Source organism: Petralouisia muris (assembly GCF_004793545.1).
GTDB lineage: Bacteria > Bacillota > Clostridia > Lachnospirales > Lachnospiraceae > Petralouisia > Petralouisia muris.
In genome coordinates this window covers 42,310-63,002 of sequence record NZ_SRYA01000018.1, presented here as the reverse complement: position 1 = coordinate 63,002, position 20,693 = coordinate 42,310, and the positions used below count along the sequence as shown (strand labels likewise).

Genomic DNA, 20,693 nt, shown 5'->3' with positions numbered 1-20,693 from the left:
TTCCCGACAGCCCCTTTTCAAATTCTTTTTGATTCTAAGCGCTTATTTATCTCTCCAGATGATTCTTCCTTTTGTCAAATCATAGGGAGACATTTCAACCGTCACTTTATCTCCCGGCAGAATACGGATAAAATTCATCCTCAGCTTTCCGCTGATATGCGCCAGGATCTGGTGCCCGTTTTCCAGTTCTACCTGAAACATGGCATTTGGTAATTTTTCAACCACTTTTCCTTCTACTTCGATTACATCTGCTTTTGACATCTTGTTTCCTCCTGATTTTTATACCTGCCGGGTATCCATGATACTTTTGCGATAAAGCTTAATGGCCCGTTTGATCTCTTCATTCCGAAAATTCTCCTGCGTAAAGACTTGTGTAATTTCTTTCGGAAGCTTTTTTATTATCTGAATATGCTTTCTGTTCTTTTTTTTCGGCTTTTCCAATGGCTTTAAATTTCCATCCGCCAGATAAACCATATTGGCTTCTTCTTTTACAATTACATAAATGCTGTCTTTGTCATGACCCGATCTGGAAATTGCTAATTTTATCTCCATATGCCTGTTTCCTTCATTCTGCCTGTTTCCGTTCTTATACCCGTGAACAAAATGATTTGCTGACAAGTTTTCACTAATTCAAAAAGATGCTCTTGAGTATATTTCGGTTTCTATCATTTCTTTTATTGCCGGAAGCTGCTGTCGCCGGAAAGAGTTAAGATTTCCGGTTCCCCGGATGTCACCAAAATCGTATTTTCGTAATGAGCGGACAAGGAACCGTCCTGTGTCACAACTGTCCAGTTATCCTCCTGCCATACTACATCATAACGCCCTGCATTAATCATGGGTTCAATTGCCAATGTCATGCCTGCTTTCAGCCGGATACCTCTGCTTTTCTGAGTGAAATTCGGTATCTGGGGATCTTCATGAAGACGGCTTCCCACTCCGTGCCCAACCAAATCCCGCACGACGCCATATCCGAAGCTTTCCGCATATGCGGCAATTGCATTTGAAATCTCATGTAGATGATTTCCTTCTTTCGCATATTTAATGCCTTCAAAAAAACTCTGCCTGGTTCTTTCAATCAACAATGCGGCCTCCTGGGAAATCTCTCCAATTCCATGGGTCCTTGCTGCATCAGAATGGTATCCTTTATAAATGACGCCGATATCAAGACTCACAATATCTCCTTCCTGAATCAGTCTCTTTTTGGTAGGAATGCCGTGCACCACCTCATCATTGACTGACACACATACGGAAGCTGGATATCCGTTATAATTTTTAAAAGAAGGGATACACCCATAACTTTTGATAATTTCTTCTCCCAGACGGTCAATATCCAACGTGGACATTCCGGGTTTCAGTTCCTTTCCCAGATTTTCGTGAACCTTTTCCAGAATTTTTCCTGCTGCCCGCATTAATTCGATTTCTCTGGCAGATTTAATTGATACTGACATTTTCTACGCTCCTAAAATTTCCACAATGGCATCAAATACTTTCTCCATTGGCTGAGTCCCATCTACAGTTTTTAATATATTCTGTTTTTTATAATAGTCGATTAACGGCTGTGTCTGCTCATGATAAACATCCAGACGTTTTTTTACGGTTTCCGGCTGATCATCGTCACGCAGCACTACCTGATTGCCGCAGCGGTCGCATACACCCTCCACTTTGGTCGGAATGGAAACGATATGATAAGTTGCTCCGCAGTTTAAGCATGCGCGCCTTCCTGACATCCTGTTGACAATATTCTCATCCGGAACATCCACATCAATGGCATAATCCATGCTCTGGCTGATTTTTGCCAGCGCAGCATCTAATGCTTCTGCCTGAGGAATTGTCCTTGGAAATCCGTCTAATACAAATCCATTCTTACAGTCATCCTGTCCGATACGATCCATCACCAAATCGCAGGTCAGTTCATCCGGCACCAAAAGCCCCTGATCCATATATTCTTTGGCTTTCTTTCCCAATTCTGTCCCTGCCTTTAAGTTTGCCCGGAAAATATCTCCGGTGGAAATATGCGGAATAGAATATTTATCTGCAATCTGTTTTGCCTGTGTACCTTTTCCTGCTCCCGGTGCTCCTAACATAATAATTTTCATACTAGCTCCTCCTTCTTTTCGTGCTGCGAACAATGCTTTCCTTTTTCCAGCCGGTTTTCTGCCAGCGAAACAGCCGGCCTTTGCTTTCTAAAACAAATGCACCATAGGAGATGCCATATGACACCTCCTAATTTTTGCATAACCGCCATGCGTCCTGCAAAAAGACAACTCCGGCATAGCGTCATTTACTTAATCATTTAAAAATCCTTTATAATAACGTACCAGCATCTGAGATTCAATCTGCTTCAGAGTTTCAATTACAACGCCTACAATAATGATAATAGATGTGCCGCCGAAAGATACATTTGCCCTGAATACTCCATTAAAGAAAATTGGAATCACAGCTACAATCATAAGCCCTACTGCTCCGATAAATACAATATAGTTCAAGATCTTTGTTAAATAATCACTGGTTGGCTTTCCAGGTCTGATCCCTGGAATAAATCCGCCCTGCCGCTTCATATTATTGGCAACTTCCAACGGATTAAAGGTAATGGAGGTATAAAAATATGCGAAAGCAATTACCAGTACGATGTATACCAGCAGACCAATACTGTAAATGGGCTGCTCCGGATCACACCAATAAGACTGGGATAATCCATGAAGGATCTTGCTTCCAATTCCGGTTCCATTGCCCTTCCCCATGATGGTTGCAATTACAACCGGGAACTGCATAATTGACTGGGCAAAAATAATCGGGATCACGCCTGCTGTATTTACTTTCAGAGGAATATGCGTAGACTGGCCGCCTACCTGCTTGCGTCCCTGAATTTTCTTACTGTACTGTACCGGAATTCTGCGCTCACCATCCTGAAGGATAATGACGAAAACAACCGTTATCAGTATCACTGCAATGATAACTGCAGCCGCAATAATTGCATTTCCTACATTGGGCGCATTTGCGATAAATTGAGTGTAAAGCGTCATCAAATCTTCCGGAATACGGGAAATAATATTGATTACCAATACGATGGAAATACCATTTCCCACACCGTATTCTGTGATTCTTTCACCAATCCACATCAATACAGCGGAACCTGCTGTCAACCCTGTTACCATCATAATTACATGGGGCGCATCAAATTTATCCAAATAGCCGCTCCGGCCAAATCCAATTGCCATAGCAATAGACTGAATCAATGCCAGTGCAACTGTTACATAACGGGTAATCTCTGCTATTTTCTTTCTTCCGTCTTCCCCATCCTTCTGCATCTCTTCCAGCTTAGGAATCGCAATGGTAAGAAGCTGCATAATAATGGAGGATGTGATATACGGTGTAATGTTCAATGCAAACACTGACATCTGCTCAAAAGATCCACCGGTGATTGCATTAAAGAAATTCAGTGAATCCGCTCCCTGGTTTGAGGCAAACCAGTTGGAAATCACTTCCGAATTGACACCGGGAAGAGGCAGCTGTGACCCCAACCTGATGACAACCATCATTACTAACGTATATAAAATACGGTTCCTGATATCCTTAATTTTAAATGCATTACGGAGTGTCTCCAGCATTAGATCACCTCTGCTTTTCCACCAAGAGCCTCAATCTTTTCTTTTGCACCTGCACTGAAGGCATTTACCTGTACGGTAAGTTTCTTGGTAAGTTCACCATCTCCGAGAATCTTAATGCCATCTCTTGGATTTTTGATGATTCCCTGCTCTATTAAAGTCTCTACCGTTACAACTGCATCATTCTCAAATACTTCCAGTACATTTACATTGACTGCTACAATGTCTTTGGAATTCCTGTTGGTAAATCCACGCTTTGGAATTCGTCTGTATAATGGCATCTGGCCGCCCTCGAAACCAGGTCTCGGTGCGCCGGAACGAGCCTTCTGACCTTTATGTCCCTTACCTGCTGTCTTACCATTTCCGGAACCATGTCCACGGCCTCTTCTGAAATTATTACTGTGTTTAGAGCCCACTGCCGGTTTTAAATTTGATAAGTCCATTTTGACACCTCCTTACGTTTTTCTTAGATTTCTTCTACTTTTACTAAATGTCTGACCTGTCTGACCATACCTCTGATTGCTGCGTTATCCGGCATTTCCACCGAATGGTTTAATTTCCTCAACCCCAGCGCCTCTACGGTTTTACGATTCTTAGGCACAGCGCCGATTGTAGATTTTACAAGTGTAATTTTTAATTTCTCTGCCATTTTCCATGTCCTCCTTAACCGAGTATCTCTTCTACAGATTTACCGCGGAGTTTTGCTACCTCTTCTGGAGATTTCAACTGACTTAAAGCATTGATTGTAGCAAGCACTACATTCTGCTTATTATTGGAGCCCAGGGATTTTGTACGGATATTTTTAATGCCTGCAAGCTCACATACACTACGTGCAGGACCGCCCGCAATTACGCCAGTACCTTCCGGAGCCCTTTTCAGTAATACGGATGCACCGGTATGCTTGCCGGTAATATCATGTGTAATACTGCTGTTATCATCTAATTTTACAGAAATCAACTTCTTGATTGCGTCTTCTTTTCCTTTACGGATTGCTTCAGGAATTTCAGTTGCTTTCCCTAAACCTGCACCTACATGACCATTGCTGTCACCAACAACAACCAAAGCTGTAAAACGCATGTTACGTCCGCCCTTTACAACTTTCGTTACACGTTTAATTGATACCACTTTTTCTGTTAATTCCAATTGACTAGCATCAATGATTGTACGTTTCATGTGTTTGTCTCCTCCTATTAAAAGTTTAACCCGGCTTCTCTTGCCGCATCGGCTAAAGCCTTGACTTTTCCCTGATAGATATATCCGCCTCTGTCGAAGACAACTGTAGTAATGCCTTTATCCAGCGCTCTTTTCGCAATTACTGTTCCAAGATGCGCTGCCGCTTCTACGTTATTGGTTTTCTCCAGCTCAGCCTTTACATCCTTCTGAAGTGTAGATGCGGAAACAAGTGTATGCTGCTTATCATCATCAATGATCTGCGCGTACATATGGTTATTGCTTCTAAACACTGCCAAACGCGGTCTTTCAGCGGTACCGGAGAAACGATTACGGATTCTTCTGTGCTTTTTCATCCGGACTTCAGTTCTTGATTTCTTATTAACCATTTTTGTGTTCCTCCTTTAATTATTTTTTACCAGTCTTACCAACTTTACGCCTGATAACTTCATCAGCATATTTGATACCTTTTCCTTTGTATGGTTCAGGTTTTCTCTTAGCTCTGATTTCTGCTGCGTACTGGCCAACTTTTTCTTTATCAATACCGGAAACAATGATTTTATTTCCTTCTACTTTAGACTCCAAACCTTCTGGATCCGTCATAACAACCGGATGGGAATATCCCAGATTCAAGGTTAAGTCTTTCCCGGATTTGGATGCCCTGTAACCAACGCCGTTTACTTCCAGTTCCTTGGTGTAGCCGTTGGTTACGCCAACTACCATATTGTTAATCAGGGTTCTGGTCAGGCCGTGGAGTGATTTCATTTTCTTTAAATCATTTGGCCTTGTTACAGTTACTTCAGAACCTTCTAATTTAATTTCCATTTCTGTTGGAAGGGTTCTTTCCAGAGTTCCCTTGGGACCCTTCACTGTCACATGATTATTTTCTGCAATATCTACAGTAACGCCTGCAGGTACTGCGATTGGCATTCTTCCTATACGTGACATGCCCGTACCTCCTTACCATACATAAGCTAATACTTCTCCGCCTACTGCTAATTTTCTTGCTTCTCTATCGGTTACAACACCCTGATTGGTGGAAATAATTGCAATTCCAAGTCCGCCAAGAACCTTTGGAATTTCATTTTTGCCGGCATAAACCCGAAGTCCCGGTTTGGAAATTCTCTTAAGCCCTGTGATAATTTTTTCATTTTTGTCACTACCGTATTTTAAGGTAATGCGAATTGTGTTAAAGCTTCCGTCTTCTACAATGTCATACTTTGCAATATATCCTTCATCTACAAGAATGTTGGCAATTGCAATCTTCATTTTGGAAGACGGAACATCAACTGTATCATGTTTAGCAGTATTTGCATTACGGATTCTTGTAAGCATATCTGCGATTGGATCACTCATTGTCATGATATATTTTCCTCCTTTACCGGCCCTTACCAAGACGCCTTTTTAACACCTGGAATCTGTCCCTTATAAGCTAATTCACGGAAGCAGATTCTGCAGATTCCGTATTTTCTTAAATATGCATGCGGACGTCCGCAAATTCTGCAGCGGCTGTATTCTCTGGTAGAGAATTTCTGCTTGCGCTGCTGTTTAATTTTCATTGCTGTTTTTGCCATTGAAATTCCCTCCTTATTGTTTTGCAAATGGCATATTGAACTGCGCCAACAATTCACGGCCTTCTTCGTCTGTTTTTGCTGTAGTTACGAAAATAACATCCATACCGCGGACTTTGTCAATTTTATCATACTCAATCTCTGGGAAAATCAACTGCTCTTTGATTCCAAGTGCATAGTTTCCTCTTCCGTCAAATGCGTTAGGATTCACGCCTCTGAAGTCACGGACACGGGGCAGGGCCAGATTGATTAAGCGGTCAACAAACTCATACATTTTGTCACCTCTTAATGTAACTTTGCATCCAATGGGCATCCCCTCTCTGATTTTGAAATTAGCCACAGACTTCTTTGCTTTTGTAATAATTGCTTTCTGGCCGGTAATGGTTTCCAGATCGCTTACAGCGGCGTCAAGGAGCTTTACATTTTCTTTCGCTTCACCAACGCCCATGTTGATGACTACCTTTTCAATCTTCGGTACTTGCATGACATTTTTATATTCAAATTTCTTCATCAGAGCATCTACGATTTCGTTCTGATAAATCTCTTTTAATCTACTACTCAACTGAATGAACCTCCTCTCCTGAATTAATCAATGATTTCACCTGTAGATTTGGCAAAACGTACTTTTTTATCTCCGTCCATTTTGAAACCAATACGTGTGGCTTTTCCCTTGTGCAGATACATCACATTGGAAATATCAAGAGGAGCTTCCTGGTGCACAATGCCGCCCTGCTGATTTGTCATGCTGGGCTTGGTATGCTTGGTAGCCATATTGATTCCCTCTACCAGTACTGTATGGTTTTTCCTGTTGACAGAAAGAACTTTGCCTTCTTTGTCTTTATCTTTTCCAGCGATCACCTTTACCAAATCGCCTTTTTTAATTTTCATCATTGCCATCTTTGCACCTCCTATAATACTTCCGGAGCCAGGGAAACAATTTTCATAAACTGTTTCTCACGAAGCTCTCTTGCAACCGGCCCAAAGATACGGGTTCCTCTCGGGGTTTTGTCATCCTTGATAATGACAGCCGCATTCTCATCGAATTTAATATAAGAACCGTCTTTCCGACGGGCGCCTTTTTTTGTACGAACCACTACAGCTTTTACCACATCGCCTTTCTTAACAACACCACCTGGTGTTGCATCTTTAACCGTAGCAGTGATGATATCTCCAATATTCGCATATCTTCTTGTAGAACCGCCCATAACACGGATGCAGAGTAATTCTTTTGCTCCTGTATTATCGGCTACTTTCAGTCTGCTTTCCTGTTGAATCATGCCGGTAGCCTCCTTTATTTCGCTCTCTCAATGATTTCCACAAGTCTCCATCTCTTGTCTTTGGATAAAGGTCTTGTTTCCATTACTTTGACTGTATCTCCAACCTTGCATTCATTGTTTTCGTCATGAGCTTTCAATTTATAAGTTCTTTTTACGATCTTGTTGTAAAGAGGATGTCTTACATTATCCCGCACTGCAACAACAATCGTTTTATTCATCTTGTCGCTTACAACAACACCAGTACGTGTTTTTCTAAGATTTCTTTCTTCCACGATTCTGCTCCTTTCATTAAGCGTTCAATGTCTCCCGCGTCTTTTCAGTGATAATTGTCTGAATCCTGGCAATATTCTTACGAACCTCTTTGATTCTTCCGGTATTATCCAGCTGATTGGTCGCATTCTGGAATCTTAAATTAAAAAGTTCTTTCTTTGCAGCCACTAACCGCTCCTGCAATGCTTCTACGGATTCTTCTCTTAATTCTTTCACAAAATTACTGCTTTTCATTTGATTCACCGCCTTCTAAGTCTGCCCGAGAAACTATTTTACATTTACATGGTAACTTATGTGTAGCAAGACGCAATGCTTCCCGTGCGATTTCTTCCGGAACGCCGGAGATTTCAAACAAAACACGGCCTGGTTTTACAACAGCTACCCAGTATTCCAGTGTTCCTTTTCCGGAACCCATACGAGTTTCTGCCGGTTTTGCAGTTACTGGTTTATCAGGAAAAATTTTAATCCATACTTTACCGCCACGCTTAATGTAACGTGTCATTGCAATACGGGCTGCCTCAATCTGATTGGATTTGATCCAGCATGGCTCCGTAGCCACAATACCGTATTCACCATTCGTAATTTTATTACCTCTTAACGCCTTTCCTGCCATGGAACCACGGAACTGTTTACGGCGTTTAACTCTTTTTGGCATTAACATTATTTATCGCTCCCTTCCTTTGTTTCTTTTGTTGGAAGTACCTCGCCTTTGTAGATCCATACTTTTACTCCTACTTTTCCGTAGGTGGTATCTGCTTCAGCGAATCCATAATCGATATCTGCTCTTAATGTCTGAAGCGGAATCGTCCCTTCACTATAGAATTCTGTACGTGCCATATCAGCGCCGCCCAAACGTCCGGAAACAGAACTCTTAATTCCAAGAGCTCCTGCTTTCATACTTCTGCCCATGCAGGATTTCATTGCCCGGCGGAAAGAAACACGGTTTTCCAACTGCAATGCAATATTCTCAGCTACAAGCTGTGCATCTTTGTCCGGTCTCTTTACCTCTTTGATATCTACCACCAGTTTTTTATCTGTTAATTTCTGAAGCTCTGCTTTTACTTTCTCAATTTCCGCTCCGCCTTTTCCGATTACTACGCCAGGCTTTGCAGTATAAAGAATTACCTTTACCCGATCAGAAGCTCTTTCAATCTCAATCTTGGAAACTCCGGATGCGTATAATTTCTTTTTCAGAAATGTTCTGATGTTATAATCTTCTATAAGAAAATCTGCAAAATCTGCTTCCGCATACCATTTGGAGTCCCAATCTTTGATAATTCCAACTCTTAAACCATGAGGATTCACTTTCTGTCCCATGTTTGCCCTCCTATCTTTCATCAAGCACAATTGTAATGTGGCTCATTCTCTTTTCGATTCTGTAAGCTCTTCCCTGTGCCCTCGGTCTGACTCTTTTCATTGTTGGTCCTTTATTTGCATAACATTCTGCAATGTAAAGATTGTCTGTATTCATACCGTTATTGTTTTCTGCATTTGCAATCGCAGATTTCAACAGCTTCTCTATTACGCTGGATGCGTATCTCGGATTATATGCCAGAATTGCCAGCGCAGTCTTCACATCTTTGCCACGGATTGCATCTAACACGAAACATGCTTTCTGAACAGATACTCTGGCATAAGATAACTTCGCTGACGGCCTGGTATCCTTCTGTGCATTTCTTTCTCTTTTAATTTGACTTCTATGTCCCTTTGCCATGGATGTGGAACCTCCTTTCCCATATCTATTGATTAACGAACTTTGGATTTCTTCTCATCTTTTCCATGTCCACGATAAGTTCTTGTTGCAACGAACTCACCCAGTTTATGGCCTACCATATCTTCAGTCACATAAACCGGCACATGTTTTCTTCCATCATGAACAGCAAATGTATGACCTACGAACTGCGGAAAAATTGTAGAACGGCGAGACCATGTCTTAATCACGCTCTTCTCACCTGCTGCGTTCATAGCATCTACTTTTTTCAATAAGCTTGCATCAGCAAATGGTCCTTTTTTCAGTGAACGACCCATAAAAATTCAACCTCCTAAATATTGTCCCGCCTGCGGGCAGAACTGCCCTGCGGGTATCCCTGTTATTTCAAAGCTCTACCGTCTCTTCTTCTTACGATAAGCTTATTGCTTGCTTTGTTTTTCTTTCTGGTCTTAAGCCCCAATGCAGGCTTGCCCCATGGAGTAGACGGGCCCGGACGTCCGATTCCGGTCTTACCTTCTCCACCTCCGTGCGGATGGTCATTGGGATTCATAACAGAACCGCGTACTGTCGGGCGGATACCCATGTGACGCTTCCGTCCTGCTTTACCAATTTTTACAAGGTTGTGATCTGTATTTCCTACTATTCCGACAGTTGCTCTGCAGATAATCGGCACCATTCTCATTTCGCCGGAGGGCAGTCTTAATGTTGCATATTTTCCTTCTTTTGCCATCAGCTGAGCGCTGTTTCCTGCAGAACGGACAAGCTGGCCGCCTTTTCCCGGATACAGCTCAATGTTATGCACCTGAGTACCGACAGGAATATTTTCCAGAGGAAGGCAGTTGCCTACTCTCACTTCCGCTTCCGGTCCGTTCATAACCTTCATGCCGTCCGTCAGTCCGTCGGGAGCAAGGATATATGATTTCGTTCCGTCCTGATAACAGATTAAAGCAATATTTGCTGTTCTGTTGGGATCGTATTCAATTCCGATGACTGTTGCCGGAATTCCATCCTTTTTGTTTCTCTTAAAATCAATAATTCTATATTTTCTTCTGGAGCCACCGCCACGGTGTCTTACAGTAATTTTACCCTGATTATTACGGCCGGAATTCTTCTGCAAAGAAACCAACAGAGATTTCTCTGGCACTGTCTTTGTGATTTCAGAAAAATCAGAACCGGTCATATTCCTTCTGGAAGGTGTATATGGGTTATATGTCTTAATTCCCATGATGTTTCTCCTTTCTATAAGCCTGCAAAAATTTCAATGTCTTTGCTGTCCTCTGTTAACTGGACAATTGCTTTCTTGGTCTTGGCAGTCTTACCAACTACCATCCCTCTTCTTTTCTTCTTGCCGCCAATGTTTAAAGTATTCACTTTCTTTACCTTGGTTCCCTCAAACATTTTCTCAACAGCTTCTTTAATCATGGTCTTATTCGCTTCCGGATGAACCAGAAAAGTATATTTCTTCTCACCCATAAGGTTCATGCTCTTTTCAGTGATTACTGGTTTGAGGATTACGTCATAATATTGTACGTTTGCCATTATGCATACACCTCCTCGATTGCTGATACCGCATCTTTTGTGATGACTACGGTGTCATATTTCAAAATATCATATACGTTGAGAGAATTAGCTACTGTAGTCTTAACAGCAGGAATATTTCTTGCAGACAATACTACGTTCTGATTGCTCTCTTTCAATACTACAAGGGCCTTATTTACTTTCAGGTTATTTAAAACCTCTTTGAATTTCTTTGTTTTGATTTCATCCAGGCTTAAATCCTCTAACACGATGAATTTGCTTTCATTTACTCTGGATGTCAGCGCAGACTTTAACGCTGCCCTTTTTTCCTTCTTGTTCATTTTAAAGGAATAATCTCTTGGAACCGGAGCAAATACTACGCCGCCGCCTTTCCACTGGGGAGCGCGGATGGAGCCCTGTCTTGCATGACCGGTTCCTTTTTGTCTCCATGGTTTTCTTCCGCCGCCGGAAACTTCAGAACGTGTCTTTGCTTTCTGTGTTCCCTGACGTTTGTTTGCAAGTTGCTGCACAACTGCCATGTGCACAAGATGCTCGTTAATTTCAACGCCGAACACTGCATCATTCAGCTCAAGGCTTCCAACTTCATTGCCTTCCATATTATAAATAGCTACATTAGCCATCGTTAAGTCCTCCTTTCACTACCGCTTTACAGTCTCTTTGATTGTTACCAGAGACTTCTTCGGTCCCGGAACAGAGCCCTTTACCAAAAGCAGATTCTTCTCAGCATCCACTTTTACAATCTCAAGATTCTGAACCGTTACTTTTACCGCACCCATATGCCCTGGCATTCCTTTGCCTTTAAACACTTTGCTGGGACTGGAACATGCACCGTTAGAACCCTGATGACGATGGAATTTAGAACCGTGCGCCATAGGCCCTCTGTGCTGGCCGTGTCTCTTGATTGCGCCCTGGAATCCTTTTCCTTTGGAGATTGCAGTCGCATCAACTTTATCGCCTTCTGCAAAAATATCTGCTTTGATTTCATCAGCCAGATTATAATCTGCAGCATTTTCAAATTTAAATTCTTTTAAAAATCTCTTGCCTGACACGCCTGCCTTATCGAAGTGCCCTTTCTCAGCCTTTGTCAGACCATGTCTGTTTCTGATTTCTTTTTTTCCGTTGGCGTCTCTGTTAATAATTTTTTCTTTCTTATCAACAAAACCAACCTGCACTGCGCTGTATCCATCGTTTTCTACTGTCTTAATCTGTGTTACAGCACATGGACCAGCCTGTAATACAGTAACCGGCACCAGAGCGCCGTCTGTATTGAAGATTTGAGTCATTCCGACTTTTGTAGCTAAAATCGCTTTCTTCATTTCTTTCCCTCCTGTTTACTCTACAGCGGAACGATTCATACCCTGTCCGGGGCAGCGGAACCGTTCATCCTAGAACAGTTGCAATACTTCTATATTGAACCCTTCAGGATTGTTACCCATTACTTATTCTTCATTTTGATATCAATGTAAACGCCTGCCGGCATTTCCAGTCTGGATAACGCATCTACCGTTTTCTGGGTAGGCGTAATGATATCAATAAGTCTCTTATGAGTTCTCTGCTCAAACTGTTCTCTGGAATCCTTGTACTTGTGAACTGCCCTTAAAATTGTAACAACTTCCTTCTTGGTGGGAAGTGGAACCGGTCCGCTCACCTGTGATCCATTTTTCTTTACAGTTTCGATAATCTTCTTTGCAGATGCATCCACTAACTGATGGTCATATGCCTTCAGTGTGATTCTCATTACTTGACTTGCCATAAAAAAAGCCGCCTCCTTTTCGCACTTTACTTCAGTACGACAAGCGGTGACTGTACACTTCTCCGTGTGTGTCCTGGACATTGCACACGGCATTTCTGCTTTTTGCAGATTTCCTGTTGTGATACAGTGACTTGTCGCCAGTTTCCTAACTTGACATTCGCTCCACGGAAAAACCTGCCTGCACTCAGGCAGCAACCTCTCGCTTCATCGCTATCATGCCACAGCATTTGTTATTATAAAACATAATTGTCCATAATGCAAGCATTAAATTAATTTTTATGCTTTTACCTGTCCATCATCCTTTACAATCCAGCATAGACACCCATTCCTCAGGATAAAACTGTTCTAAGATTTCTTCCTGTCTGTCATCTGCCGCTTCTGATTTCTCTTTTTCCAGGGGATTCATAGCTTGCGCCTCATCCATGACAGTCTGGTCCTTTGGTTGATTGGCTGATTCCTCTTCGCCCCCTGCGCGCTCGACCTTTGGCTTATTCATTGCCGCCGGATCTTCCTGCACATCCTTGATTGCCGCCTTTACCGCTTCTCCCAACAGTTCTCCGAACTGAGGATTTTTCTTCATTACCGCTGCCACCTGCTGATACGCCTGCCCGATAATCGTCTGCTGCTCTTCCTTGGAAGAAGCCTGCTTCAGGGCATGTTTGATCCGTTCTCCCTCTTTTCTGGCAAGCTCTGCCATCTGGGCAAGCTGGGGATTCAACCGCCTAAGCAGCTCTTTTTCTTCCGGCGAAACCGATTCCCCTCTGGCTATCCTTTTGGCTATCTGCAATATTTTCCTGGCGTCCCGTTCGTTTTTATCCACTTCTTTCGGCTCCAGCAATTTCTGCAGAACAGATTTCTTATTTTCGTCCGTCTCTGTGCCAGTAATATTCCGGATAACCTGGGTGATATCCACGGTCAGATCTCCCGTTTTTCTCTTGGTCACTGCTGTTTGCGGATTCATAATATTCATGCTGATTCCTCCCATCTGCCTGATACAATCGTTCTCTGACAATTATATCGGCAGACGCGGGACATTCCGATACCAACATCATCCAATCTTCCTGATATAATAAATAATCCCCACCGCATCCGCCAAAAACCATCCAATGGGAATCGCCCACCAGATTCCAACTACGCCAATGGCCGGAAGCGCTGAGAGCAGATATGCCAGCAGCACCCGTGTCCCCAGGGAAATCACCGTAAGCGCCACAGACATTCCAGGCCGTCCCAATGCCCGGTACAGGCCGTACAAAAGGAACAGACATCCAATCCCTGCATAGAACGCCCCTTCAATCCGCAGATACCGGACTCCTTCTCGAATAATGGCTGCCTCATCGGCATCCACAAATATTCCCATCAGAGGCCTTGCGAAGATGCAAACTGCTGCGGATATCAGAATGCAAAAAATCATAGAACACGCCACTGCGCCTTTTAAGCCGCTCCGTATCCTTGCCTCTTCTTTCGCGCCGTAATTCTGCGCAATAAATGTAGAAAACGCATTGCCAAAATCCTGCACCGGCATATAGGCAAAAGCGTCTATTTTCACCGCCGCTGCAAATGCTGCCATAATCGCCGGGCCAAAGCTGTTCACCAGGCCCTGCACCATCAGAATGCCAAGGTTCATGACAGATTGCTGCACACAGGTCAGAACGGAAAAGCCTGCAATCTCCTGTATGCTGCTTTTACGGAGTCTCCAGTATTTTCGAAGCCCCTGAAACTGGGGACATTTGCTCAGAGTGTATCCGGCTATTCCCACCCCTGAAATATACTGGGCAATCACAGTTGCCTCTGCCGCCCCGGCCACGCCCCGTTTCAGCCACAAGACAAAACACAAATCCAGCAAAATATTTATAACAGCAGAAATCGCCAGAAAAATCAACGGCGCCACAGAATTTCCTACCGCACGCAGGAAAGCGGCAAAATAATTATAAAGAAAAGACGCAAAAATCCCGCAGAAAATCACAAACAGATATTCCCGCATCAATCCCCAAACCTCAGCCGGAACCTGCAAAAGAATACGGATCCCATCCAGACAGAGGAATACGGAAAGATTCAAAAATATTGCCAGGCCCGCCACCAGCGCAAAGGAGGCGCAGATACTCTCTTTCAGCCCCTCCTCGTCCCTTTGCCCAAACCGAATGGAAAAAACAGCCCCGCTTCCCATGCACAGCCCTAATAAAATTGAGGTTAAAAATGTCATTAGTGTAAAAGACGAGCCCACAGCCGCCAATGCATGGCTGCCCAAACATTTTCCTACAATCAATGTATCTGCTATATTATAACATTGCTGCAGCAAATTTCCCAGAATCATGGGAACAGCAAAACGCATCATAGAAGCCATTACAGGCCCTTTGGTCAGATCCCGGTCCATGTTTCCTTATTCTCCTCTGTCTGTTTCCCTGCCCATACAAATAATCCAATCCCAACTGCCAGAATGAGGATGGAAATGAGCTGTGAGGTAGACAGAAAACCAAACGCTCCCCGGTAATCGTTCCGAAGCATTTCAATAAAGAATCTTCCTATACTATAGAAGATACAGTAACCTGCCGCAATTCTTCCCTTTTGCGGTTCTTTCCTGGCATATGCCATCAGCACAAATGCCATGGCGAAATCACCGATACTAGAATAGATTTGCGTGGGAATCAGCTTTACTCCATTGGGAGCATAATTCGACTGCCAGTATTGAATGCCGAAAACGGAGTCCGTCTCCCTTCCATAACAGCATCCGGCAAAAAAGCATCCGATCCGTCCGCAGCCCTGGGCAAAAGCCACCGCCGGAAGCACCAAGTCCAAATAAGTGAGAAAATCTGCCTTCTTGAACCGGCAGTATCCCCAGCCGGCTGCCACGCCGCCTAAAATCCCGCCATAAACCACCCATCCATTCTGAAAATTCAATAAAATAGAAGGATCTCTTAACACATCTTTAAAGCTTACCGTATAGTAAAGAAGCTTACTGCCTGCGGCTCCTCCAAGCACTGCGCACCAGAAAATACCAAATAAAATATCAGAATCTAGCCCTTGTTTCCTGGCACGTCTTTCACTAATCAGCAATGCGCTCATATAACCAACTGCCACCATAATTCCATAGACATGAATGGTCAGCGGCCCAATCGTAATATCATTTATCATAGCTGCCTCCAAATTCTTTCTTTCATTTTCTTTCATCCTATTGTAACAGACTTATCCATTCTTTGAAACCATTTTTATCGACCATATTCAGGAAATTTTTGCAGTTCCAATCAGTTTGTGCTATACTTATGGAAAAATTTTTTTGGATAAGGACATCATATTTAATTTTTTTTAAAAAAGCGCAGGAAAAAGCTTTCGAGAAATGGCAGATTTCCCGAAAGCCCTTTCCTGATTTCCAGACAGTTCAGTTCCATTGAAAAATGAAAGCCCATAGACAATATTATCATTTGTCAAAAATTTGCTCCAGTACATTATTTTCATACAGCAGTTCCAACAACGGATTACTCTGTATCTCCTCCATCATCTGACCTCCCCACTGGCTTCCCTGGCACAGGGTGATTACCAGAAACAGAATCCAGACCACAACAAGGCCCTCCACCAGCCCCACTGCAAGCCCTCCTGCATGATTGATGGTATCAATCCCCGGCAGCTTCGCAATGATATCCAAAGTATGAATCAAAATTCCCAACAGAATACTGATCAGAAGAAAAGCCAGAATCCAGGCAATTCTCTCAATCACTGCGTCTGCGGCCTGCTCTGCAATCCATTCATAGGACCCGCTGTTTTCCTGGATAACTTCATACAACGGGGTCTGATTTTTCAAGAATTCCGCTGCATAAGGCGCGGCAAAAGACGCCAGAATAATTGTGATAAAAACTGCTGCAAGAGAAAAAATGATCCTTACCATTCCCCGAATATAACCATGCAGCCCAAAACCGCCTACAATCACAAGCACTGTTATCAATAATATATCCATGTTCCCTGTACTCCTATTAAGCTGTTCTTTTGTTTTCCCCCGCCCAATCAAATCACGCCTACTTCAGCCTGACCCTCTGGGTTTCGCCATCCATCAGAAAAACATAATCCCGGATTCTGCCGGTTGACATAATTTTCCAGATATTTTGGTCGAAATTTGCATGAAATTTCTGAATGCCCCGCAGAGTAAAAATGGCGCATTCCAGATTATTTCGAATATAAATCTCGTCATTTTCCAGAAATCCGATTTCCTCATACTCCATCTGGAATTCCTCAGTAAGCACTTCCGCCCCCCGCAAATCATATATTTTCATCTGATAAGACTGTTCCTGATTCTCGTTGTCAAAGACAAATCCGAAATAGGCTTCATTATAAAAGATGCTTCGGATCTCCTTTTCCACTTCCATTTCTTTTTTGACCTTTGGTTTCTGAGCGCCTTCAAAAATCACCGTTTGTTTGCTCCCAAATGCAACCATCACATCATTTGTCAGAAATTCTACTTTGGGAACCACAATATCAGAATAAGAATATTGGCTTACAATATTATCAATCTCATTCTGCCCTACCGTATCAAAATTAAAAAAAGTAACTGTGGTTTTCACATTTCCCTCATTCACATCCAGCAGGGAAACCGCCAGCTTCTTTCCATCATTGGAAATAGCAAGATCCAGCGGATAACCGCTGTTTTCTGTGTGTACTTCCCCTTCCGCCAAAAAAGTTCCCGCTTTATCATATACCTGGATGTATCCGGTTCCCTCCTGTTCCATCAGGACTGCAACTGTTCCCTGACTCGCCACCTGAATCCGCTGAATGGGCATTGTGGTCTTAATCTCTCCACAGGGTCCGGAAATATCCATAATATAAATGGTGTCGCCTTTCCTGTCTGCAATTACCACATAATTTTCACAGGAGTCTGTCATTGGCGACTGCATTTCATACGTCTGATTCCAGATAATCTTATTATTTGCATTCACAAGAGAGGCGCCGTCGCTGCTGTATTTCAGAATATTTCCATGAAATATGTCATACTGCGTTCCGGGAGAATCCTCCCGCTTCACAGAATTCAGCACATCATATTCCGAATATGTTCTGGTCTGCAGGTAAATGTAAATCCCTGCCGCGGTAAGTAATGCTGCAATTACAATAAAAGCTGTCCATCTTAAAATTTTTCTTCGATGCTTGCGGATTTTCTCATGCATTCCCTCAACATCTGATTTTACCCCTACATCCGATTTAACTACCCGGTATGCTTTATCTGCCAAAACTACACCTCCGTGCACTCCTCCCGCCAAGTACCTTCCATACATTCACCAAGTATGCTTCTCTGCCAAAGCTGCACCCAAGTTCACTCCCACTAAAATCAGTTCCTATCATATCATAATCTGATGCACATTGCACGCCTTTTGGAAAATTTATGGAAGCAGAAGCTTCTGTCCTGCATAAATTTTATCTCCATCTTCAATTCCGTTGGCCTCGCATACCTTTTTCATCATATCCCGGCTATGATAAATATTAATACAGATAGAGGCCAGAGTATCTCCAGGCTGAACGGTATAATAACGGGGCTGTTCCGCTGCAGTTTCCTGTGCAGGCTCCTGGGCGGCTTCTTCCGGCTGGGGATTCTCTGAATTGGCCGGATTCCCTTCGGACTGCCCATTGTTGGAATCTGACGCAGGATCTTCAGATTGTGTGGTGTTGGGATCTGACGCAGGATCTTCAGACTGTGTATCGTTTGAAGCAGGGGCTGCTGCTTCGGACTGCGCATCGCCGGATTCTGACGAGGTTCCCTCCGCCTGAGCCGACGGAGTATTCCCTGCTTCCGGCTCTTTTCCAGTCTCTGTCTGCTGTCCCTCCTCCAGAGGCGTTACCTGAGACTCCACACTTTCCACAACCACTCCGTTCTGATTTTCTGAACGCTTCTCACTTGATTCACCGCTTCGCATTACATGCAGCACATCTTCTACCTCCTGCATTTTCCGGTAATTATTAATGGTTGTGATGCCAAGAACACAGACCGCCACCAGAAAAAAAGAGGATGCCGTATAAAGAAATCTCCGGTTCTGCCTCTCCACCTGTTTCCCATGCCTTGTAAGCATCATATTGCGATAAGATTCCAGCGCTTCCTCCGCCTGAGTTTTCGGTTCCTCCAAATTGCTCCTGGCAAAAATCTTCTCCTGGCTGCCAGCGTCTGTCTCCAGTTCTTTGTGAAGCTTTCGAAATTCTTCTATCTTTGACTGAGAGCTCTCTTCTGCATTCTCTATATTTTCCTTGGCATGTCCTTTTTCCGGGTAGTGAATTTCGTCCTGAAGATTTTCACTTTCTGAGTTCTGAGTTTTTATTCCAAAACTATTTTTTTCCAAACGATCTGTCTCTGTCTGAATATCCTCTTCTTCCAAATGTCCTGCTTCTGTCTGAATGTCTTCTTGTTCCAGATTTCCGGTTCCTGTCTGAATATTCTCTTGATCCAGATTTCTGGTTTCTTTCTGAACATTCCCGATCTCCGGTTTCGGAATACTGACGCCTGCAATCCCCAGCTCCTTGTCTTTTAGAGCCGCAAACTCCTCCAGCCGCTGCTCTTCGTCTCTTTTATGAATCATATATTCCTGCATGGGAAGATTTTTTTCATAATAAATGTAATAGCTCTCCCGCTTCTGCAGATAGCCCTGGTCATATATGAAAAATATTTCTTCCTCCTCCAACACATCCATCAGCATCAAAACCTTGTCCCTGCCGGAAAAATATTTTCGATGTGCCGCCTCTACTGCCGGTGACAGTTCCATAGCCTGTCCTTCTTTTCCCAAAAACCATCCTACAATTTCTCTGTCCGGAAAATATTTTTTCTCTTCTTTTTCCAAAGATTTCCAGAAACTGTCGTCCAGGCAGATCTTGTCCCACTGGAACACTCCGCTGCCGCACTCGAGAGCGCCGTTGATAAACGTATAGCGGATATCCTTGGCCATCTGGCTCTTTCCCAGAAAAACTGCTGCACAGGATTCTTTCTTTTCCGCTATGGTCTTCAAATAAGTATCCACATAATCTTCTATGTAAATTTTATGCCTTCCTCCGGGACTCCCAACCTGACGAATATTCTTGGGCAGATTTATGTTTTCTTCTTTTTTCTCTTCCTGTAATCTGTCTTTGCAAACAATTTCAATCATGCTTTCACCTCTTTTTTCCACATGGTAGCACATGATGTCTGCAATTTTTGGAAATCCCTGTCATGCTGTAAAAAAATATTTCGACCGAATTCTACAATTCTGTCCTTCCCTCCAGAGCCCGGTACAGCGTCATCTCATCAATATATTCCAAATCACCGCCCACCGGAACCCCGCTGGCAATTCTGGATACCTTGATTCCTGTTGGTTTAATCAGCTTACTGATATACATTGCCGTAGTTTCCCCCTCCAGGCTGGAATTGGTGGCGATAATCACTTCCTCCACATCCTCCTGAAGCCGCTGCATCAGCTCCTTGAGTCTGATATCTCCAGGTCCTATCCCAAGCATCGGTGAAATTGCCCCATGGAGCACATGGTAGACTCCCTCATATTTGTTGGTCTTCTCATAAGCCGCCAAATCTCTGGTGTCCTCCACCACCATGATGGTTTTGTGATCCCGGTTTTCATTTCTGCAAATAGGACACCGTTCTTCGTCCGTCAGGGTAAAGCAGGTTCTGCAGTATTTCACTTTTTTCCTGGACTCTATAATGGCAGAGGACAGCTCCTCCACCTGTTCCACCGGCATATTCAGAATATGAAAAGCAAGCCGCTGTGCCGACTTGCTTCCAATTCCAGGCAGAGAAGATAACTCTTCGATCAGTTTGCTTATCTGACTGCTGTAATAATCCACATTGAA

33 protein-coding genes are annotated in these 20,693 nt (G+C 43.3%); all 33 read right to left on the bottom strand.

From position 1 onward, the window contains the following. Positions 1 to 42 precede the first annotated feature (42 nt). The 33 genes from infA to recR all read right to left on the bottom strand — a co-directional run bounded on the left by infA (position 43) and on the right by recR (position 20,687). Positions 43 to 261: a translation initiation factor IF-1 gene (gene infA, locus E5329_RS10680; RefSeq protein ID WP_016303566.1), complete on the bottom strand. Its 219-nt coding sequence runs from the start codon at positions 259 to 261 to the stop codon at positions 43 to 45. Positions 262 to 279: 18 nt separating this feature from the next. After that, positions 280 to 552, bottom strand: coding sequence for a KOW domain-containing RNA-binding protein (locus E5329_RS10675; protein WP_135989532.1), 273 nt, complete (start codon positions 550 to 552; stop codon positions 280 to 282). Between the two features lie 122 nt (positions 553 to 674). Further along, positions 675 to 1,448, bottom strand: a complete 774-nt coding sequence (gene map / locus E5329_RS10670; protein WP_135989531.1) for a type I methionyl aminopeptidase — start codon at positions 1,446 to 1,448, stop codon at positions 675 to 677. A gap of 3 nt (positions 1,449 to 1,451) precedes the next feature. Continuing rightward, positions 1,452 to 2,096, bottom strand: a complete 645-nt coding sequence (locus tag E5329_RS10665) for an adenylate kinase (protein WP_135989530.1) — start codon at positions 2,094 to 2,096, stop codon at positions 1,452 to 1,454. Positions 2,097 to 2,285: 189 nt separating this feature from the next. After that, complete coding sequence (gene secY, locus E5329_RS10660; RefSeq protein ID WP_135989529.1) at positions 2,286 to 3,608, bottom strand: preprotein translocase subunit SecY; 1,323 nt, start codon at positions 3,606 to 3,608, stop codon at positions 2,286 to 2,288. Then, positions 3,608 to 4,048: a 50S ribosomal protein L15 gene (rplO, locus tag E5329_RS10655; protein ID WP_135989528.1), complete on the bottom strand. Its 441-nt coding sequence runs from the start codon at positions 4,046 to 4,048 to the stop codon at positions 3,608 to 3,610. Before rplO ends, secY begins: the two co-directional genes overlap by 1 nt. A gap of 23 nt (positions 4,049 to 4,071) precedes the next feature. Further along, positions 4,072 to 4,254, bottom strand: coding sequence for a 50S ribosomal protein L30 (rpmD, locus tag E5329_RS10650; RefSeq protein WP_135989527.1), 183 nt, complete (start codon positions 4,252 to 4,254; stop codon positions 4,072 to 4,074). A gap of 14 nt (positions 4,255 to 4,268) precedes the next feature. Further along, positions 4,269 to 4,778 carry a 30S ribosomal protein S5 gene (gene rpsE / locus E5329_RS10645; RefSeq protein WP_135989526.1) on the bottom strand — a complete coding sequence of 170 codons (510 nt, stop codon included), beginning with the start codon at positions 4,776 to 4,778 and terminating at the stop codon, positions 4,269 to 4,271. Positions 4,779 to 4,795: 17 nt separating this feature from the next. Next, positions 4,796 to 5,164 (bottom strand): 50S ribosomal protein L18, encoded by a 369-nt coding sequence (gene rplR, locus E5329_RS10640; RefSeq protein ID WP_135989525.1) that lies wholly within the window; start codon positions 5,162 to 5,164, stop codon positions 4,796 to 4,798. Between the two features lie 19 nt (positions 5,165 to 5,183). Continuing rightward, positions 5,184 to 5,723 (bottom strand): 50S ribosomal protein L6, encoded by a 540-nt coding sequence (gene rplF / locus E5329_RS10635; RefSeq protein WP_135989524.1) that lies wholly within the window; start codon positions 5,721 to 5,723, stop codon positions 5,184 to 5,186. Between the two features lie 12 nt (positions 5,724 to 5,735). Continuing rightward, a complete protein-coding gene (gene rpsH, locus E5329_RS10630) occupies positions 5,736 to 6,137 on the bottom strand; it encodes a 30S ribosomal protein S8 (RefSeq protein WP_135989523.1) in 402 nt (133 codons plus the stop codon). A gap of 26 nt (positions 6,138 to 6,163) precedes the next feature. Then, entirely contained in the window at positions 6,164 to 6,349 is a 186-nt protein-coding gene (locus tag E5329_RS10625; RefSeq protein WP_005424988.1) for a type Z 30S ribosomal protein S14, read from the bottom strand. A 13-nt stretch (positions 6,350 to 6,362) separates the two neighbouring features. After that, positions 6,363 to 6,908, bottom strand: a complete 546-nt coding sequence (rplE, locus tag E5329_RS10620) for a 50S ribosomal protein L5 (RefSeq protein WP_135989522.1) — start codon at positions 6,906 to 6,908, stop codon at positions 6,363 to 6,365. 23 nt (positions 6,909 to 6,931) lie between these two features. Beyond that, the gene (gene rplX / locus E5329_RS10615; RefSeq protein ID WP_135989521.1) at positions 6,932 to 7,243 is read right to left on the bottom strand and encodes a 50S ribosomal protein L24; all 312 of its coding nucleotides are present in this window, start codon (positions 7,241 to 7,243) and stop codon (positions 6,932 to 6,934) included. 11 nt (positions 7,244 to 7,254) lie between these two features. Next, on the bottom strand, positions 7,255 to 7,623 hold the full coding sequence (gene rplN, locus E5329_RS10610) for a 50S ribosomal protein L14 (protein WP_135989520.1): 369 nt from the start codon (positions 7,621 to 7,623) through the stop codon (positions 7,255 to 7,257). Positions 7,624 to 7,637: 14 nt separating this feature from the next. Further along, complete coding sequence (gene rpsQ, locus E5329_RS10605) at positions 7,638 to 7,895, bottom strand: 30S ribosomal protein S17 (protein ID WP_135989519.1); 258 nt, start codon at positions 7,893 to 7,895, stop codon at positions 7,638 to 7,640. Positions 7,896 to 7,911: 16 nt separating this feature from the next. Continuing rightward, on the bottom strand, positions 7,912 to 8,127 hold the full coding sequence (gene rpmC, locus E5329_RS10600; protein ID WP_135989518.1) for a 50S ribosomal protein L29: 216 nt from the start codon (positions 8,125 to 8,127) through the stop codon (positions 7,912 to 7,914). Then, positions 8,114 to 8,554: a 50S ribosomal protein L16 gene (rplP, locus tag E5329_RS10595; protein WP_135989517.1), complete on the bottom strand. Its 441-nt coding sequence runs from the start codon at positions 8,552 to 8,554 to the stop codon at positions 8,114 to 8,116. The genes rpmC and rplP overlap by 14 nt, the downstream gene beginning before the upstream one ends. Next, complete coding sequence (rpsC, locus tag E5329_RS10590) at positions 8,554 to 9,210, bottom strand: 30S ribosomal protein S3 (protein WP_135989516.1); 657 nt, start codon at positions 9,208 to 9,210, stop codon at positions 8,554 to 8,556. The genes rplP and rpsC overlap by 1 nt, the downstream gene beginning before the upstream one ends. A 10-nt stretch (positions 9,211 to 9,220) precedes the next feature. Continuing rightward, positions 9,221 to 9,607, bottom strand: a complete 387-nt coding sequence (gene rplV, locus E5329_RS10585) for a 50S ribosomal protein L22 (protein ID WP_135989515.1) — start codon at positions 9,605 to 9,607, stop codon at positions 9,221 to 9,223. A 32-nt stretch (positions 9,608 to 9,639) separates the two neighbouring features. Continuing rightward, the gene (gene rpsS / locus E5329_RS10580) at positions 9,640 to 9,921 is read right to left on the bottom strand and encodes a 30S ribosomal protein S19 (RefSeq protein ID WP_016213333.1); all 282 of its coding nucleotides are present in this window, start codon (positions 9,919 to 9,921) and stop codon (positions 9,640 to 9,642) included. Positions 9,922 to 9,983: 62 nt separating this feature from the next. Then, positions 9,984 to 10,829, bottom strand: a complete 846-nt coding sequence (gene rplB / locus E5329_RS10575; protein ID WP_135989514.1) for a 50S ribosomal protein L2 — start codon at positions 10,827 to 10,829, stop codon at positions 9,984 to 9,986. Between the two features lie 14 nt (positions 10,830 to 10,843). Further along, positions 10,844 to 11,143: a 50S ribosomal protein L23 gene (rplW, locus tag E5329_RS10570; protein ID WP_135989513.1), complete on the bottom strand. Its 300-nt coding sequence runs from the start codon at positions 11,141 to 11,143 to the stop codon at positions 10,844 to 10,846. Then, positions 11,143 to 11,763 carry a 50S ribosomal protein L4 gene (gene rplD, locus E5329_RS10565; protein ID WP_135989512.1) on the bottom strand — a complete coding sequence of 207 codons (621 nt, stop codon included), beginning with the start codon at positions 11,761 to 11,763 and terminating at the stop codon, positions 11,143 to 11,145. Before rplD ends, rplW begins: the two co-directional genes overlap by 1 nt. 18 nt (positions 11,764 to 11,781) lie before the next feature. Next, entirely contained in the window at positions 11,782 to 12,459 is a 678-nt protein-coding gene (gene rplC, locus E5329_RS10560) for a 50S ribosomal protein L3 (protein ID WP_135989511.1), read from the bottom strand. 119 nt (positions 12,460 to 12,578) lie between these two features. Then, a complete protein-coding gene (gene rpsJ, locus E5329_RS10555; RefSeq protein ID WP_004607300.1) occupies positions 12,579 to 12,896 on the bottom strand; it encodes a 30S ribosomal protein S10 in 318 nt (105 codons plus the stop codon). 295 nt (positions 12,897 to 13,191) lie between these two features. After that, the gene (locus tag E5329_RS10550) at positions 13,192 to 13,866 is read right to left on the bottom strand and encodes a hypothetical protein (RefSeq protein WP_135989510.1); all 675 of its coding nucleotides are present in this window, start codon (positions 13,864 to 13,866) and stop codon (positions 13,192 to 13,194) included. A gap of 78 nt (positions 13,867 to 13,944) precedes the next feature. Continuing rightward, on the bottom strand, positions 13,945 to 15,267 hold the full coding sequence (locus tag E5329_RS10545) for an MATE family efflux transporter (RefSeq protein ID WP_135989509.1): 1,323 nt from the start codon (positions 15,265 to 15,267) through the stop codon (positions 13,945 to 13,947). Then, positions 15,252 to 16,025, bottom strand: coding sequence for a prolipoprotein diacylglyceryl transferase (lgt, locus tag E5329_RS10540; protein ID WP_135989508.1), 774 nt, complete (start codon positions 16,023 to 16,025; stop codon positions 15,252 to 15,254). The genes E5329_RS10545 and lgt overlap by 16 nt, the downstream gene beginning before the upstream one ends. 283 nt (positions 16,026 to 16,308) lie before the next feature. Then, positions 16,309 to 16,842, bottom strand: a complete 534-nt coding sequence (locus tag E5329_RS10535; RefSeq protein ID WP_135989507.1) for a CvpA family protein — start codon at positions 16,840 to 16,842, stop codon at positions 16,309 to 16,311. Positions 16,843 to 16,900: 58 nt separating this feature from the next. Beyond that, entirely contained in the window at positions 16,901 to 18,103 is a 1,203-nt protein-coding gene (locus tag E5329_RS10530) for a DUF5711 family protein (protein WP_135989506.1), read from the bottom strand. 150 nt (positions 18,104 to 18,253) lie between these two features. Next, positions 18,254 to 19,999 carry a LysM peptidoglycan-binding domain-containing protein gene (locus tag E5329_RS10525; protein ID WP_168356580.1) on the bottom strand — a complete coding sequence of 582 codons (1,746 nt, stop codon included), beginning with the start codon at positions 19,997 to 19,999 and terminating at the stop codon, positions 18,254 to 18,256. Between the two features lie 91 nt (positions 20,000 to 20,090). After that, the gene (gene recR, locus E5329_RS10520; RefSeq protein WP_135989504.1) at positions 20,091 to 20,687 is read right to left on the bottom strand and encodes a recombination mediator RecR; all 597 of its coding nucleotides are present in this window, start codon (positions 20,685 to 20,687) and stop codon (positions 20,091 to 20,093) included. Positions 20,688 to 20,693 lie beyond the last annotated feature (6 nt).

Bases quoted from the DNA above. Each gene is read 5' to 3' on its own strand.
- infA (WP_016303566.1), bottom strand. From the start codon at position 261: ATGTCAAAAGCAGATGTAATCGAAGTAGAAGGAAAAGTGGTTGAAAAA.
- E5329_RS10675 (WP_135989532.1), bottom strand. From the start codon at position 552: ATGGAGATAAAATTAGCAATTTCCAGATCGGGTCATGACAAAGACAGC.
- map (WP_135989531.1), bottom strand. From the start codon at position 1,448: ATGTCAGTATCAATTAAATCTGCCAGAGAAATCGAATTAATGCGGGCA.
- E5329_RS10665 (WP_135989530.1), bottom strand. From the start codon at position 2,096: ATGAAAATTATTATGTTAGGAGCACCGGGAGCAGGAAAAGGTACACAG.
- secY (WP_135989529.1), bottom strand. From the start codon at position 3,608: ATGCTGGAGACACTCCGTAATGCATTTAAAATTAAGGATATCAGGAAC.
- rplO (WP_135989528.1), bottom strand. From the start codon at position 4,048: ATGGACTTATCAAATTTAAAACCGGCAGTGGGCTCTAAACACAGTAAT.
- rpmD (WP_135989527.1), bottom strand. From the start codon at position 4,254: ATGGCAGAGAAATTAAAAATTACACTTGTAAAATCTACAATCGGCGCT.
- rpsE (WP_135989526.1), bottom strand. From the start codon at position 4,778: ATGAAACGTACAATCATTGATGCTAGTCAATTGGAATTAACAGAAAAA.
- rplR (WP_135989525.1), bottom strand. From the start codon at position 5,164: ATGGTTAATAAGAAATCAAGAACTGAAGTCCGGATGAAAAAGCACAGA.
- rplF (WP_135989524.1), bottom strand. From the start codon at position 5,723: ATGTCACGTATAGGAAGAATGCCAATCGCAGTACCTGCAGGCGTTACT.
- rpsH (WP_135989523.1), bottom strand. From the start codon at position 6,137: ATGACAATGAGTGATCCAATCGCAGATATGCTTACAAGAATCCGTAAT.
- E5329_RS10625 (WP_005424988.1), bottom strand. From the start codon at position 6,349: ATGGCAAAAACAGCAATGAAAATTAAACAGCAGCGCAAGCAGAAATTC.
- rplX (WP_135989521.1), bottom strand. From the start codon at position 7,243: ATGGCAATGATGAAAATTAAAAAAGGCGATTTGGTAAAGGTGATCGCT.
- rplN (WP_135989520.1), bottom strand. From the start codon at position 7,623: ATGATTCAACAGGAAAGCAGACTGAAAGTAGCCGATAATACAGGAGCA.
- rpmC (WP_135989518.1), bottom strand. From the start codon at position 8,127: ATGAAAAGCAGTAATTTTGTGAAAGAATTAAGAGAAGAATCCGTAGAA.
- rplP (WP_135989517.1), bottom strand. From the start codon at position 8,554: ATGTTAATGCCAAAAAGAGTTAAACGCCGTAAACAGTTCCGTGGTTCC.
- rpsC (WP_135989516.1), bottom strand. From the start codon at position 9,210: ATGGGACAGAAAGTGAATCCTCATGGTTTAAGAGTTGGAATTATCAAA.
- rplV (WP_135989515.1), bottom strand. From the start codon at position 9,607: ATGGCAAAGGGACATAGAAGTCAAATTAAAAGAGAAAGAAATGCACAG.
- rpsS (WP_016213333.1), bottom strand. From the start codon at position 9,921: ATGGGTCGTTCACTGAAAAAAGGACCATTTGCTGATGCAAGCTTATTG.
- rplB (WP_135989514.1), bottom strand. From the start codon at position 10,829: ATGGGAATTAAGACATATAACCCATATACACCTTCCAGAAGGAATATG.
- rplW (WP_135989513.1), bottom strand. From the start codon at position 11,143: ATGGCAAACGTACAATATTATGACGTAATCCTCAAACCAGTAATCACT.
- rplD (WP_135989512.1), bottom strand. From the start codon at position 11,763: ATGGCTAATGTAGCTATTTATAATATGGAAGGCAATGAAGTTGGAAGC.
- rplC (WP_135989511.1), bottom strand. From the start codon at position 12,459: ATGAAGAAAGCGATTTTAGCTACAAAAGTCGGAATGACTCAAATCTTC.
- rpsJ (WP_004607300.1), bottom strand. From the start codon at position 12,896: ATGGCAAGTCAAGTAATGAGAATCACACTGAAGGCATATGACCATCAG.
- E5329_RS10550 (WP_135989510.1), bottom strand. From the start codon at position 13,866: ATGAATATTATGAATCCGCAAACAGCAGTGACCAAGAGAAAAACGGGA.
- E5329_RS10545 (WP_135989509.1), bottom strand. From the start codon at position 15,267: ATGGACCGGGATCTGACCAAAGGGCCTGTAATGGCTTCTATGATGCGT.
- lgt (WP_135989508.1), bottom strand. From the start codon at position 16,025: ATGATAAATGATATTACGATTGGGCCGCTGACCATTCATGTCTATGGA.
- E5329_RS10535 (WP_135989507.1), bottom strand. From the start codon at position 16,842: ATGGATATATTATTGATAACAGTGCTTGTGATTGTAGGCGGTTTTGGG.
- E5329_RS10525 (WP_168356580.1), bottom strand. From the start codon at position 19,999: ATGATTGAAATTGTTTGCAAAGACAGATTACAGGAAGAGAAAAAAGAA.